Annotated in this window: 13 protein-coding genes and 1 pseudogene; 5 read left to right on the forward strand and 9 right to left on the reverse strand. The window is 66.9% G+C overall.

What is annotated here, in order from left to right; all coding sequences use genetic code 11:
• Positions 1–171: 171 nt before the first annotated feature.
• Positions 172–935: pseudogene (locus tag AC07O0_RS19145) on the reverse strand (integrase core domain-containing protein).
• Between the two features lie 46 nt (positions 936–981).
• Positions 982–1,860 carry a LysR substrate-binding domain-containing protein gene (locus AC07O0_RS19150; RefSeq protein ID WP_494625267.1) on the reverse strand — a complete coding sequence of 293 codons (879 nt, stop codon included), beginning with the start codon at positions 1,858–1,860 and terminating at the stop codon, positions 982–984.
• A 139-nt stretch (positions 1,861–1,999) separates the two neighbouring features.
• On the opposite strand from AC07O0_RS19150, the gene AC07O0_RS19155 reads away from it, so the two are divergent.
• Positions 2,000–2,530, forward strand: coding sequence for an Lrp/AsnC family transcriptional regulator (locus AC07O0_RS19155; protein ID WP_494625268.1), 531 nt, complete (start codon positions 2,000–2,002; stop codon positions 2,528–2,530).
• A 10-nt stretch (positions 2,531–2,540) separates the two neighbouring features.
• Here AC07O0_RS19155 and AC07O0_RS19160 read toward each other — a convergent pair whose 3' ends face one another.
• The 7 genes from AC07O0_RS19160 to AC07O0_RS19190 all read right to left on the reverse strand — a co-directional run bounded on the left by AC07O0_RS19160 (position 2,541) and on the right by AC07O0_RS19190 (position 9,886).
• Positions 2,541–3,677 carry an NAD(P)/FAD-dependent oxidoreductase gene (locus AC07O0_RS19160; protein WP_494625269.1) on the reverse strand — a complete coding sequence of 379 codons (1,137 nt, stop codon included), beginning with the start codon at positions 3,675–3,677 and terminating at the stop codon, positions 2,541–2,543.
• The gene (locus AC07O0_RS19165) at positions 3,674–5,098 is read right to left on the reverse strand and encodes an FAD/NAD(P)-dependent oxidoreductase (protein ID WP_494625270.1); all 1,425 of its coding nucleotides are present in this window, start codon (positions 5,096–5,098) and stop codon (positions 3,674–3,676) included. Before AC07O0_RS19165 ends, AC07O0_RS19160 begins: the two co-directional genes overlap by 4 nt.
• Complete coding sequence (locus AC07O0_RS19170) at positions 5,095–5,400, reverse strand: (2Fe-2S)-binding protein (protein WP_494625271.1); 306 nt, start codon at positions 5,398–5,400, stop codon at positions 5,095–5,097. Before AC07O0_RS19170 ends, AC07O0_RS19165 begins: the two co-directional genes overlap by 4 nt.
• Positions 5,401–5,512: 112 nt before the next feature.
• Complete coding sequence (argH, locus tag AC07O0_RS19175; protein WP_494625272.1) at positions 5,513–7,030, reverse strand: argininosuccinate lyase; 1,518 nt, start codon at positions 7,028–7,030, stop codon at positions 5,513–5,515.
• Between the two features lie 8 nt (positions 7,031–7,038).
• Entirely contained in the window at positions 7,039–7,515 is a 477-nt protein-coding gene (locus AC07O0_RS19180; protein WP_494625273.1) for a cupin domain-containing protein, read from the reverse strand.
• Positions 7,516–7,661: 146 nt separating this feature from the next.
• The gene (locus AC07O0_RS19185) at positions 7,662–8,453 is read right to left on the reverse strand and encodes an amino acid ABC transporter ATP-binding protein (RefSeq protein ID WP_494625274.1); all 792 of its coding nucleotides are present in this window, start codon (positions 8,451–8,453) and stop codon (positions 7,662–7,664) included.
• Positions 8,450–9,886, reverse strand: coding sequence for an aldehyde dehydrogenase family protein (locus tag AC07O0_RS19190; RefSeq protein ID WP_494625275.1), 1,437 nt, complete (start codon positions 9,884–9,886; stop codon positions 8,450–8,452). Before AC07O0_RS19190 ends, AC07O0_RS19185 begins: the two co-directional genes overlap by 4 nt.
• A gap of 321 nt (positions 9,887–10,207) precedes the next feature.
• Between AC07O0_RS19190 and AC07O0_RS19195 the strand changes: the two genes are divergently transcribed.
• From AC07O0_RS19195 to AC07O0_RS19210, 4 genes are read left to right on the forward strand one after another with little or no spacing between them, the layout of a single operon-like run.
• Entirely contained in the window at positions 10,208–10,993 is a 786-nt protein-coding gene (locus AC07O0_RS19195) for a transporter substrate-binding domain-containing protein (RefSeq protein WP_494625276.1), read from the forward strand.
• Complete coding sequence (locus AC07O0_RS19200; protein WP_494625277.1) at positions 10,990–11,709, forward strand: ABC transporter permease; 720 nt, start codon at positions 10,990–10,992, stop codon at positions 11,707–11,709. Before AC07O0_RS19195 ends, AC07O0_RS19200 begins: the two co-directional genes overlap by 4 nt.
• The gene (locus tag AC07O0_RS19205; protein ID WP_494625278.1) at positions 11,706–12,401 is read left to right on the forward strand and encodes an ABC transporter permease; all 696 of its coding nucleotides are present in this window, start codon (positions 11,706–11,708) and stop codon (positions 12,399–12,401) included. Before AC07O0_RS19200 ends, AC07O0_RS19205 begins: the two co-directional genes overlap by 4 nt.
• A 14-nt stretch (positions 12,402–12,415) precedes the next feature.
• On the forward strand, positions 12,416–13,552 hold the full coding sequence (locus tag AC07O0_RS19210) for an aminotransferase class I/II-fold pyridoxal phosphate-dependent enzyme (RefSeq protein WP_494625279.1): 1,137 nt from the start codon (positions 12,416–12,418) through the stop codon (positions 13,550–13,552).
• The last annotated feature ends 20 nt before the right edge of the window (positions 13,553–13,572 follow it).

Below are 13,572 nucleotides of genomic sequence, written 5' to 3' on the forward strand. Positions count from 1 at the left end.
CGGAATGTCGAGTCCGGATCCGCGTAAGAAGGCGGCTCGCCCTTTTCGCCAAGTGTGTCTGGTTTCGGGCAGTATCCCAAAGTCCGCAGTTGGCGCCGAGCGCTATTGGACATGACCTGAGACCCTTTTCTTCTCCGGCCTGAGGGAGAGTCCTGGGTTTGATTTCTGGCCTTAGGCGGCCTGTTTTTCCAGCGTGGATTTGAGGGCGAACTCGGCGGGCGTGATGTTGCCGAGGGGCGAGTGGGGTCGGTGCCGGTTGTAGTCCTCCTTCCATGAAGTGATGGCGCTGCGGGCCTCGGCGAGCGTCGAGAGCAGCGTGTCGTTGAGGCACTCGTCCCGGAAGCGCCCGTTGAAGCTCTCGGCTAAGGCGTTCTGCGTCGGCTTGCCGGGGGCGATATAGTGCCATTCGACGCCGGTCTCCTGGCACCAGCGCAGGATCGCCATCGAGGTGAGTTCGGTGCCGTTGTCGGACACGACCGTATCCGGCCGGCCGCGCAGGCGAATGACATCATCCAGTTCGCGAGCCACGCGCAGGCCCGAGAACGAGGTGTCGGCGACGAGCGCCAGGCACGCCCGACGCTGGCTCACGGCATGCACCGCGCAGGCATGAGCCACCGCCTTCCGCTTCGCATCGGGCGTCACCATTTTTTTGCGGCGACATCCTTCAGGATCGCGTTGTCGAACATCTGTTCGGCCAGTAGCTTCTTGAGGCGGGTGTTCACAGCGTAAACCCGTTCCGGGTTTATCGCGACGTCCTCGAGGGTCTTCAGCCGGCGCGCATCCGACACGTCCATCCCGCCATACTTCGCCTTGAACTTGTAGAAGGTCGCCGAAGAGATGCCGTGCTTGCGGCAGACAACCGCTGTCGCAGCTCCAGCCTTCTGCTCCTTCAGCATCCCGATGATCTGCTCTTCCGTCAATCGTGAGGCGCGCATTGTCCGTCTCCGTGAGTGACGGACTCTCCCTCAGACCGGATGAAGATCAGGGTCTCAGCTCAGCGCCCAGCCAGCGAAGGAACGAAGTCGCCACCCGGCTCGGCCTGCGGACCACGGCGGCATAGCTTCCCACTGGCGCGTGAATAGTCGGGCAAAGCCAAAGCAATCTGCCTTGCGCCAGCATCGGCTCGACGAAAGCAGCGTTGGCCTGCGCGACGCCGAGGCCGGACAGACAGGCATCGATTGCCGCCTCGTCGGTGTCGAAGGCCATGCAGCCGGCCGCCGGGCGGAAGTCCGTGCCGGCTGCATCGCACCAGCGATGCCAGGACCAGCCGTCAATCGTGTCGAGCAGTATCGGCAATTTCAGAACCCCCTCGGCGGAGGCGGGAGCTGCGCCCGATGTGAACAGGCTGGGCGAACAGACGGGAATGGTCTGGTCGACCAGAAAGACCTGCCCGTCCTCCTCAGCTATCTCACCCCGGCTGTATCGGATGTCGATATCCGCATCCCCCTTCGCTGAATGGATCGAGCGGATATGGAGATCGACCTCGGGATGGCTCTGGCGGAAACTCTCGATCCGCGGGATCAGCCAGCGCTGGGTCATCGTGATCGGCGCCTGGATCGTCAGCCTCTGCCGACTGGCTGCAAGCTCCTGAATGCCCGTCTGAACCTGTCCGAGCGCTATGTCGACATGGCCGAGGAAGCCGCGGCCTGCCTCGGTCAGCTCGATCGCATTATGCCGGCGCCGGAACAGCTCGACGCCCAGTGCCTGCTCCAGCGCCTTGACCTGCCGGCTCGCCGCGCCCGGCGTTACGTGCAGTTCCTCGGCTGCTAACGTCAGGCTGCCACGCCGCGCCGCCGCCTCGAACACGACGAGCGCATTGAGCGACGGAAACCTGAACTGCCCGGCGTGAGTTTTCTGCATGCAGGATTGATATCGTTTCGATTGCACGGGCGCGTAGCCTGATCACTCTTGAAGGAATGCAAAATTCCGCGATCCGGGCAATCCGAGCTGCCGGATGCTAGGCGGAATCCGGGTGATCGCGCCAACAGGAGTGCCTCCGATGACGGTCCGGCCGATCTCGACTGAACCCGCAAACCTCATGGAAAAGATCGATCGGATCGACCTGCGCATCCTCTCGGAGCTGCAGAAGGCCGGACGCATCACCAACTACAAACTCTCGGAGCTCGTCGGCATCTCCGCCAGCCCATGCCACAAGCGGGTCAAGCGGCTCGAGCGCATGGGTTTGATCAGCGGTTACCGTGCCAGGATCGCTTGGGCGCGGCTCTACCCGAACGTCAAGATCTTCGCCTTCGTCACGCTGAAGAACCACGGCGCCTCCGACTTCCAGATCTTCGAGCGGCATATCCGGTCCAACCCGCTGGTCACCGGCTGCTTCGGTCTCTGCGGCAGCTATGACTACATGCTGCGCTTCGATTGCATCGATCTGATCGCCTATGAGGCGGCGAGCAGCGCGCTGCTCGCTGGCGACGTGCCGCTCGCGCGCTTCGACAGCTTTGTCGTGCTGCGCGAGATCAAGGACGAGCAGCCGGCTCCGACCGAGATCAACCCACCTCTGCGCCGCGCCGCCTGACACGCCAACATCAGGCCGCCGCTGTTGCGCGCTCGAAGCGATAGGGGTCGAAAGCCTCGATCTGTGTCGCGCTCCGGCCATCGAGCGCCAGCTCGCAGACCACGGCGCCGGTTCCCGGCCCGAGCTGGAAGCCATGCCCCGAGAAACCGAAGGCGTGGATCAGGTTGGGAACGGTCCGGCTCAATCCGAGATAGGGCATCGAATCCGGCGTCTTGCCCTCGATGCCCGACCAGCTCCGCAAGATCGACCGCCCCCGCAGCAGCGGCACGACATCCATCGCAATGCGCGAGGCGTCGAAGGCGTTCTGCGGCATGAACTGGGCCCGGCCGGTATCGAGATCGGCGCGCCCTGGACCTCGGCCGAACAGGACATTGCCGCGCTTGACCTGGCGGACATAGAAGTAGCGGCCGGCAACCGGGTAATCCACCGTCGCCGTGATCCGGCGCGCGAAAGGCTCGCTCACAACCATCTGCGGCGCCATCACGTCCATGGCGAAGCGCTCGCCGAGCTGAGCCGCGATCCGGCCGGCCCAGGCGCCAGCGGCGTTGACCAGAAGGCGCGCCACGACCGTCAATCCCTCGCCCGCCTCGATGGTGAAGCGGCTGCCGCTGTGAACGACGTGGTGTACCGGGCATTGCTCGCGGATGTCGGCGCCGAGCTTGCGCGCCGCCAGTGCGAAGTTCGGCGCGGCGAGGCGCGGATTGGCCGCGCCGTCGGCTGCGACGAAACAGGCTCCGATGACCCGCCGGCCGATCCATGGGAACCGCTCTGCGACGGCATTGCCGCCGATGAGTTCGCACTCCAGGCCGTAGCCGCGGGCCATTTTCGCCCAGTCTTCGACCGCCGCCATATGCTCGCGCCGGTCGCAGATCTCGACATGGCCGGTGAACTCGACCTCGCAGTCGTGGCCGACCAGCGCCTCGATCTGCCGCCATTCGCGGCTGGCGCGCAGGCTCAGCGGCAGCTCGCCTTCGGCCCGGCCATTTGTCCGCAATCCGCCGAAATTGACGCCGCTGGCCTGGGAGCCGACGGCGCCACGCTCCAGCAGCACCACGCGGGCGCCGCGGCGAGCGAGATAATACGCCGAACAGACACCGGAAATGCCACCGCCGACGATCGCCACATCGGTCTCGATCCGATCCGTCATCGCACCGGTTCCACTTCGTCGGTCGTCATCCAGTCGTGGATCGCCGGAGCGGCCTGGTCGGCCGCGGCGGCATAGGGCAGCGGCTTGACCGGCGCCTGGCCGCGCAGGCGCCCGACCGTGTCGAGCGGGCGGTTTGAGGTCGCAGCGAGCAACTCGGCGAGGACCGCGCCGCAGACGCGCCCCTGACAGCGACCCATGCCGGGACGGGCCAGCGCCTTGAGCCGGTTCACCTCTTGCGGGGCATGCCGGCGGATCGTCGCCCGGACATCGCCGAAGGTAACGTTTTCGCAGCGGCACAGAATGGTGTCGTCAGGTTGCTCGGCAATCCAGCCGGCCGGATAGGCGAAGGCGCGGTCGAGCCCGGTCCGGAAGGCAGCCAGCCGTGACAGTTGCCTACCGATATCCTTGAGACGCACCCGGTCGACGGCCTGGCCAAGATCCGCCAGCAGGGCGAGCGCCGCTCGCTCGCCGGCGAGTTCGGCGACATCGGCCCCGCCGATCGCGACACCGTCTCCGGCGACATAGACGCGCTCGGCAGCGCGGCCTTCGCCGTCATGGGCGAGCAGCCATTGCCGCCTGGCCGGGTCGAAGACGGTGCGGCCGCCGGCGAGTTCGGCGAGCTGAAGCTCTGGGTTGAGCCCAAAGCCGAGGCCGACCGCGTCGCAGATGAGCATCCGCTCTTTGCCAGCGGCGTCGCGGAAGCGCAGTCCGGCCACGGAAGCATCGCCCGTGATCGCAAGCGGGCGGGCGCCTTCATGGATCGGCACGCCACGCCGCTTCAGATAGCGCCGATAAACTAGCCCGCGCAGCAGAAGGCGCGGCGCCAGAGCGAGTCGCGGCAGCACCCGGGCCTTGTCGGCGAAACGGGCGGAATCGAGCACCGCGGCGACGTTGGCGCCCGCCTTGGCGTATTGGTAGGCCACGAGATAGAGCAGCGGCCCAGTACCCACGAAGACGACGGCCCGGCCGATCGCGCAGCATTGATGCTTGAGTGCGATCTGGGCGCCGCCGAGCGTGAAGACACCGGGCAAGGTCCAGCCGGGGATCGGCAGGATGCGGTCCATCGCGCCGGTGGCGAGGACCAAGCGGTCGAAAGGCAGGACCTCGATGCCGCCCGGACCATATGTGTAGACCTGGCGATCGAGGATGTTCCAGACCGCGGTTTCGGCCTTCAGCGCGACAAGGTCCGCAAGCGCATCGAAGGTGGCGTGCAGCCGGCTCGCCTTGTCACTGTCGTCGCCGTAGAGAGCCTTCGCATCGCGACTGAAGCCTGGTGGCTGGCGGCGGTAGATTTGGCCGCCGCTGGCCGGAGCCTCGCTGATCACGGTGACGTTACGGCGGCCGGCCCGGCAGAGCGTCGCGGCCGCGCGGGTCCCGGCCGGGCCGTTGCCGATGATGACGATCTGCTCCCCGGCCGTCATGGACGCTCCTGGGTCACGATCCGCTGGCCGTGCTGGACATAGGTGGTGCAGGCCCGGCGGCGCTCCCCGCCTTCGAGCGACACCCAGCAGTCCTGGCAGGCGCCCATATTGCAGAAGCCGGCGCGTGGCCCGTCACCGAATTCGGAAACGCGCAGCTGTCTGCCGTGCAGCAGCAGCGCGGTCAGCACCGTGTCGCCTGCGAGGCATGGCACCGCTTCGCCATCGATGTGGATGAGGGCGGGCGCGCGGCTCGTCTCACCCAACCGCACGAATTGCCCCGCTCCATTCGCCGTCATCGCCATACACCGAACCTCATTTCGGAAACGGTATCTTCGGAGGCTGGCGAAGCTGTTCTCCATTGGGCTGGCGCAGGCCGCGTTTCTGTCAAATTTGCGAACGCCGGGACAGGACCTGTCACGACGCAAACTCTGCAGCCGGGCGCGTCAGGTCTGCCACGGCTTGCCACAACCTCGCTTGTGAAGCCGTGATCGCGCCGATGCGGTCGCGCAGTTCGACTTCATCCCTGTCGAGGACGACCAGAGCGAGCTCGATCATGCGGCGCGTTTCGTCTGGAGCCGCAGCCCCGGTTGAGATGCGCGCAGTGATGGACTGCGCTGGATCGACGGCCCGCGCCAGCTGGCCGCTCGACAGCGTCACCGGTCGGGCAAGCACTGTTTCAGCCGCACGACTGACATCGCCTGGGGACAAGGCCGTCGGCGCGGTACCTGCCGCCAACGCCGTACGCACCAGCTCGGCCACGACATGGTGCGCCTGCCTGAAGGACAACCCAGCCTCGCGAACGAGGCAGTCGGCGACATCAGTCGCGGTCGAGAAGCCGGCCGCGGCGCGGGCGCTCATGGTCCCGGTCTCGGGCTGAACCGCCTCCGTGACGATGCGGGCGACCGTCAGCGCATTGCGGGCAAGCCGCAGCGCCGGCCAGAGAGGCGCCAGAGCGGAGCGGCCGGTATCGCCGGCATGGCTGAAATGCCCGCCCTTCACGATAGTGAAACTCGCGACCACTCCGCCAAGGACCTCCCCGGCGCTCGCCTTCAGATACTCGATCGCGATCGGGTTCTTCTTCTGCGGCATGATGCTGGAGGTGCCCGCGATCCGGTCGGGAAACGAGATCAGCGCGAACTCCTGCGTACCCCAGACATAAAAGTCCTGGGCGAAGCGCCCCCAGGTCGAGGCCAGGCTCAGCATGGCAGCGGCGAGATCGTGGGCGTAATCGCGCGAGGTGACCGCATCCTGCGCATGCAGCATGACCGCCTCGAAGCCGAGCAGCGCGGCCAGCCGGTCGCGGTCGATCGGGACCGAGGTGCCGGCCAGAGCGCAGGCGCCGAGCGGGCACAGGTCGATGGCGTTGCAAGCATCGAGCAGCCGCTGCGTGTCGCGCGCCAGCGCCTCGGCGACTCCGCTGAGGTAGAAGCCGAAGGTGATCGGCTGCGCCGGCTGGAGATGGGTATAGCCAGGCATCACCGTCGCGGCATGGTCCTGCGCGCGTTCGAGCAAAGCCCGCCGCAGCGCGATACAGCAGCTCGCCAGGTCGAGCGCGACCCGCCGCGCCGACAGCCGGTCGAGCGTGGCGTTGATGTCGTTGCGGCTGCGGCCGAGATGCAGGCGGCCGCCTGCCTCGGCGCCGGCCTGCTGCATCAGCGCCGCCTCGAAGTTGAAGTAGCCGTCCTCGCGAGCGGGATCGCATTCGATCGCTTCGGCGCCGGCCTCCCGCAGCCCAATCAGCGCGGCAGCGAGCAAGGCGCACTCTCCTTCGTCGATCAGCCCAGCTTCCCGCAGCATCACCAGATGCGCCGCGTTGACGGCGCAGAGATCCTCGATGCCCAGGGCCAGCTCACGCTCGATCCGCGGTCGGAACACCAGCTCCTGGATCTCAGGCGCGAGCGGTTCCGACAGCCGTGGCGTCACCTTCGACATCCGCCCGCTCATGCCTCGAAGGGCGTCCCGTCGGCGCGCACGAAACGCCGCCCGCGGCCATCCGGCACCTGCAGCAGGTCGTCATCTGGATAGGTCGAGACATTCTCGTCAGCGATTGTGCCGACCTCAACGAAGACGAGGGGCTTGTCGCCGCGGTTGACGATCTGATGGCCGATGGCCTGCCCGGCGGGGAAGCCGGCGGACTGGCCGGGCTTCAGGATTTCCTCGCCTGCGTCCGTGACTAAGGTCGCCTCGCCGTCGAGCACGAGCACATACTCGTCCTCGTGGCTTTGCCAGACCTTGAGAGACGACGCCGTGCCGGGCGGCAGCTCGACATGCACCACCGACAATTTGCGTAGGCCCGCCTGCAATCCGAGCCGTCGCTTGCGCCTGCCGCGCACCGGCTCCTGGAGATGTGCCGGATAGGTCGAGCGGGTATCAGGCTCGATCGCGCGGGGATCGATGACATGCGAGGTGCTGGACATGATGTATTCCTGTTGGTGCAGCCGTGTGCCGAAGCACCGGATGCAGAAAACGGTAACGCTGGCCTGAGGGACGAGATTTCCTGCTGGCCCGCTCGGTTGACAGGAATTGCGCGATCGCGAGCCTGCCGGTGGCACAAGCTGTCAGCTCAGCGGATCGAGCCCAGGAAGGTTGCAAGCCTCTCGGTCTGCGGCCGGGTGAGCAGCTCCCGCGACGCGCCGATTTCGGCGATCTGCCCGCCCTGGAAGAACACCGTCCTGTCGGAAACCTCGCGCGCGAAACCCATTTCGTGGGTGACGATCAGCATCGTCTGGCCGTCCTGCGCCAAGCCGCGAATAACGGCGAGGACCTCGCCGACCAGTTCGGGATCGAGCGCCGAAGTCGGTTCGTCGAAGAGCAGCAGCTCGGGTTCGACGGCGAGCGCACGGGCGATGGCGACGCGCTGCTGCTGGCCGCCAGAGAGCTGAGACGGATAGACGTCCCGCTTGTCGAGCAGGCCGACCCTGTCGAGCAGCCCAAGCGCCTTTTCACGGGCAGTGGCGGGCACCGCGTCCTGGACGTGGATCGGCACCTTCATGACGTTTTCCAGCACCGTCCAGTGCGACCAGAGATTGAACTGCTGGAAAACCATCGCCGAGCGCCGGCGCAACCGCTCGACGCCGCGCACCTGTGCCGTAGTCGGCGGACCGGCCTGGATGACCTCGCCATCGAACCGGATCTCGCCGGCGTCCGGCCGTTCGAGGAAGTTGAGGCAGCGCAGGAAGGTGCTCTTGCCCGAACCGCTCGCGCCGATGATGGCGACGACCTCGCTGCGGCGCGCCGCGAAACTGACACCCGCCAGGGCAGGGAAGCTGCCGAAGCTCTTGCGCAAGCCGACGGCTTCGATGATAGGGGCGGCGCCGGCAACCGGCCCATCGATGGTTTCGCGGGCCCCGGTCATTCGGCGATGTAGGCCGTCCTGGTCTGGGTAAAGAACTCGAAGGCTCCCAGCCCCATCTCCTTCGGACCGTGGGCGGAGGCGCCGCGACCGCCGAACGGCACGTGATAGTCCGAGCCGACGGTCGGCAGATTGACCATCGCCATGCCGGCGTCGATGTCGCGGATGAAGGCGCGCGCCTTGGCATGCGAGCGGGTGAAGAGGCCGGCGCTCAGGCCGTAGGGCGTGGCGTTGGCTACAGCCATGGCTTCGTCGAAATCGCCGACTCGCAATACCGAGGCGATGGGGCCGAAGATCTCCTCGCGATTGATCCGCTGGTCCATCGTGCCGGCAAGGAAGACGGCCGGCTCCAGGTAGTAACCCTGTGTGCGCGCCTCGAGCACGCGCCCACCGAAGGCGAGTTCGGCGCCGTCCGCGCCGGCACCGGTCAGATAGTCCCGCACCCGCTGGCGCTGTGCCTCGCTGACCAGCGGCCCGATATCGGTCGCCGCATCGAGCGCGTGGCCGACGCGCAAGGCCTTGGTGCGCGCGATCAGGCGCTCGACGAAAGCGTCGTGGATCGCGCCCTCGACGATGAGGCGGCTGGATGCCGTGCAGCGTTGCCCGGTCGAGTAGAAGGCGCCGCGCACCGCCGCGTCGACGGCCTTGTCGAGATCGGCATCGGCGAGCACGACCAGCGGATTCTTGCCGCCGAGCTCCATCTGCAGGCGTCCGCCGCGCGATGCGACCGCGGCTGCGATCCTCCGACCGGTCGCGGTCGAGCCGGTGAAGCTGACCGCGTCGACCTCATTGTCCGCAATCAGCGCGCCGCCGACCTCGCCGCCACCCATCACTAGCTGAAACACGCCAGGCGGAACCCCTACATCGTGAATGATGGCCGCCAAGGCCGAGGCGGTGGCGCAGGTCAGCTCCGACGGCTTGAGCACGACGCAATTGCCATAGGCGAGCGCCGGCGCGGTCTTCCAGGCCGGGATCGAGAACGGGAAGTTCCAGGGCGTGACCAGCGCCACCACGCCCACCGGCTCGCGGCGGATGTCGACATCGACGCCGGGCCGTGTCGAGCGCAAGGAAGCCCCCGAAAGGCGCACCGCCTCGCCGGCGAAATACTTGAAGGTCTGGCTCGCCTTGACGATCTCGGCCTGCGCCTCGGGAACGGTCTTGCCCTCTTCGCGCGCCAGCAGGGTCGCCAGTGTCGTGCTGCGCCGCATGATCTCGTCGCCGATGCGGTCGAGCAGCTCGAAGCGCAGCTGTGGCGGAGCTTTCCGCCACATCGGCAGGGCCCGCCGCGCCGCTGCGGTTGCCTCCGCGATGTCCTGCAGCCGCGCGACCCATGTCTCCGCGACGATCTCGCTGATGTCGGAGGGGTTCTCGCGGACGAGACGCGTATCCGAGCCGCGCCAGCTTCCATCGACATAGTTCTGCAAGGGCTCGGACAAGGCAGGCTCCGCAAAGGTCCGTGCATCCATCTGCACGCCCCGCCAGTGTCCGCGACACAGCCGGACATAAAACGTCGTTTCCGCCGGGGCGCCGGACATCTTTCGTCCCGCTTCATAGGCCTTTGGACGATTGTTTCGCCGGCGGCTCCTTACTCTTGGCGATGTGGCTGCGGGCTTCGGAACCCGTGGCCCAAGGCGATGACAATCACGATCAGAACGCCAAGAATGGGGAACGACATGCGACGGAACAGCCGTATCGGCCTATTGGTGTCCGCGGCCGTCCTGGCCGGGCTGAGCTGTGCCTCGGCACAGGAGAAGAAAGTGAGGCTCGCCACCGACGGCAATTACCCGCCGTTCAATTTCACCGACCCGTCCGGCAAGCTCGTCGGCTTCGAGGTCGATCTCGCCGGCGAGCTCTGCAAACGCGCGAAGCTCTCCTGCGACTGGGTCGCCCAGAGCTTCGACGGCATGATCCCGGGGCTGAATGCGAGCCGCTTCGACGCGATCATGGCGTCGCTCTCCATCACCGAGAAGCGGGCCGAGTCGATCGACTTCTCGCTGCCCTACTATGCCGGGCCGACCCTGTTCGTCGCCGCGGCCGGCAGCGCGATCAGCAGGATGGAAGCGGGCAAGGGCCGGATGATCGATCTGTACGAGATGACCGAGGACAAGAAGAAGGCCGTCGCCGAGATCGCGGCGGCGCTGGCCAAGGCGACGGTCGGCGTCGAGCGGGCCTCGACCCATGCAACCTTCATGCAGCAGCTCTTCCCTGACGTGAAGGTCCGCATCTACGACAAGGAGGAGAGCCTATATCTCGACCTCGTCAGCGGTCGGATCGACATGGTGGTGAGCGGCTTCAGCCCGATCCGCAGCTTCATCGAGCGCCAGAAGAAGGAAAGCCGCGACTTCGTCGTCTTCGGACCGGCATTGCGCGGCGGGGCGCTCGGCAAGGGCATCGCGCTCGGCTTCCGCAAGAATGAGAAGGAACTGCGCCAGCTGCTCGATCGCGCCATTGTCGAAGCGACGCAGGACGGCACGGTGACCCGCCTCACCCAGAAATGGATGGGCTTCGACGGCGCCGTCCGCCCGGTCGCGGCCAATCCATGAGCCTCATCGATCTCCTGGCGTTCGGGCCGGGCGGATGGGGCAGCCAGATCCTGCGCGGCACGGCGATGACGTTGCTCATCGCCGTGCTGGGTTTCCTCGGCGGCAGTCTCGTAGGCATCCTGCTTGCGGGTGCACGACTGACCGGACACCCTCTGCTTGCCTGGCCGGCGCTGGTCTACACCACCGTCATTCGCGGCGTGCCGGAACTCCTGGTGCTCTATCTGCTCTTCTTCGGCGGCGGCGAGCTGTTCCGCATGATCGGAACCGTCATGGGCTATGGCGGGACCAGCTCCGCCGATGCGTTCGGTGCCGGTGTCGCCGCGATCGCGCTGATCTCCGGCGCCTACAGCGCCGAGGTGTTCCGCGGCGCGATCCGTGCCATCCCGCCGGGCCAGGCCGAGGCGGCACGCGCCTTCGGCATGCGGCGGCTCCAGCTCTTCCGCCTGATCCTGCTGCCGCAGCTGCTGCGCTATGCGCTGCCGTCGCTGGGCAATGTCTGGCAGCTCACCCTGAAGGACACGGCGCTGATCTCGGTGACCGGGCTTGTCGAGTTGATGCGCATCACCGACATCGCCGCTGGCTCGACCCGCATGCCCTTCCTGTTCTACTCGGTCGCGATCCTGATTTTCCTCGGCCTCACCGGCCTGTCGAACCTCGCCTTCGAACGGGCCGAGCGCCATTTCGAGCGCGGCGTGGCGCGTGGGAGGCCAGCATGAGGCCGGAGCTGATCCTCGAAGCCTTGCCGGCGCTGCTGGGGGCAGTGCCGCTGACGCTCCAGCTCGCCGTGACAGCGACCTTCGCTGGCTTCTTTCTGGCCGTCCTGATCGCGCTCGGCCGCCTCTCCGGCGTTCGCGTCCTGTCCGCCCTCGCCTATGCCTATGTCTACGCGATCCGCGGCACGCCGCTGCTACTACAGATCTTCTTCATCTACTTCGGCCTCGCTCAGCTCGACAGCATCCGCCAGTCCAGCCTGTGGCCGCTGTTCCGCGACGAGTATTTCTGCGCGCTGCTGGCGCTGGCACTCAACACCGGCGCCTATGGCAGCGAGATCATCCGCGGCGGCCTGCAGGCGGTCGGCAAGGGCCAGGTCGAGGCGGCGAAATCGCTCGGCCTCTCGACCTGGCTGCGCTTCCGCCTCGTCGTCTTCCCGCAGGCGGTGCGCCAGATGCTGCCGGCCTATGGCAACGAGCTGATTCTGATGGTGAAGGCGACCTCGCTCGCCAGCACCGTCACCATCATGGAAATCACCGGCAAGGCGCGCGCGCTCGCCTCAGAGACCTATGCGCCGATCGAGATCTTCCTCGCCGCCGGCGCGATCTACCTTGCCCTCAACCTCATCCTGACCTCGGCCGTGCACGCGCTCGAGGCAAGGCTCGCGAGCCGTGGCGGCTTCGCCATGGCCGGCTGACTTCGGAGACCTCTATGCTCATCGATACCTTCACGCTGGAACGCACCCAGTCGCTCTGGGAGAACACCGTCGCCTACAATCTGACGGAAAGCGGCTTGCATCCGTTCACGATCCGCGAGCTTCTCGGCGAGGACGAGATCGCGGCGCTGCTCGACCTGCCGCTCGGCTATGGCCACACCGAAGGCGAGCCGGCGCTGCGCACCGCGATCGCCGCGCTCCATCCCGGCGCGAGCCCCGAACAGGTTCTGGTCACGACCGGCTCCTCCGAAGCCAATCTCGTCACGCTGCTCAGCCTGCTCGAGGCCGGTGACGAGATCGTGTTCGTCACACCGAACTTCATGCAGATCCACGGTCTGGCGCGAGCCTTGGGAGCGAATGTCCGCCAGGTCCCGCTGCGCCTCGAGCAGGGGCGCTGGCGGCTCGACCTCGACGAGGTCGTCGCTGCGATCGGCTCGCGCACCAGGCTGATCTCGCTGTGCAATCCCAACAACCCGACCGGTGCCGTGCTGAGTGCGGAAGAGCGGCTGGGCCTGGCCGAGATCGCGAGCCGACACGGCGTCACGCTCCATGCCGACGAGATCTATCGCGGCGCCGAGCTCGCGGGCGAGGAGACCGCGACCCTGTTCGGCGCTTCGCCCGACGTGGTGGTCACCGGCGGCATGGCCAAGGCGATGGCGCTCGCCGGGCTCAGGCTCGGCTGGCTGGTCGCACCGGAAAAGCTCGTCGGCGAGGCAATGCGGCGCCAGGATTACACCACGATCGGCAGCAATGTACTCGGCCAGCGCCTGGCGCTGCATGCTCTGCAGCCGGCCCGACGCGCCCGCATCATTGCCCGCAACCGCGCTTTGCTTCATCGCAATCTCGATCGGCTTGCGAGCTGGATCGAAGCGCGCGCCAGCATCTTCGCCTGGGTTCCGCCGGAAGCGGGTGCCATGGCCTTCCTGCGCTACGATCTGCCGATCACCTCGGACGACTTCTCGCGCGAGCTGCGGGAGAGCCAAAGCGTCTTCGTCGTCGCCGGCAGCTGGTTCGGCATGGAAAGCCATCTGCGCCTCGGCATCGGCGTCGATCCCGAGCATTTCGCAGCTGCCCTCGATCACATCGACCGGTTCCTGCAGCAGCGCTTCGGGATCGTTCCACCCGCACGCTGACGACGTCCGGGACCGGCGGC

It is taken from the genome of Allobosea sp. GW821-FHT10B12, assembly GCF_059415545.1.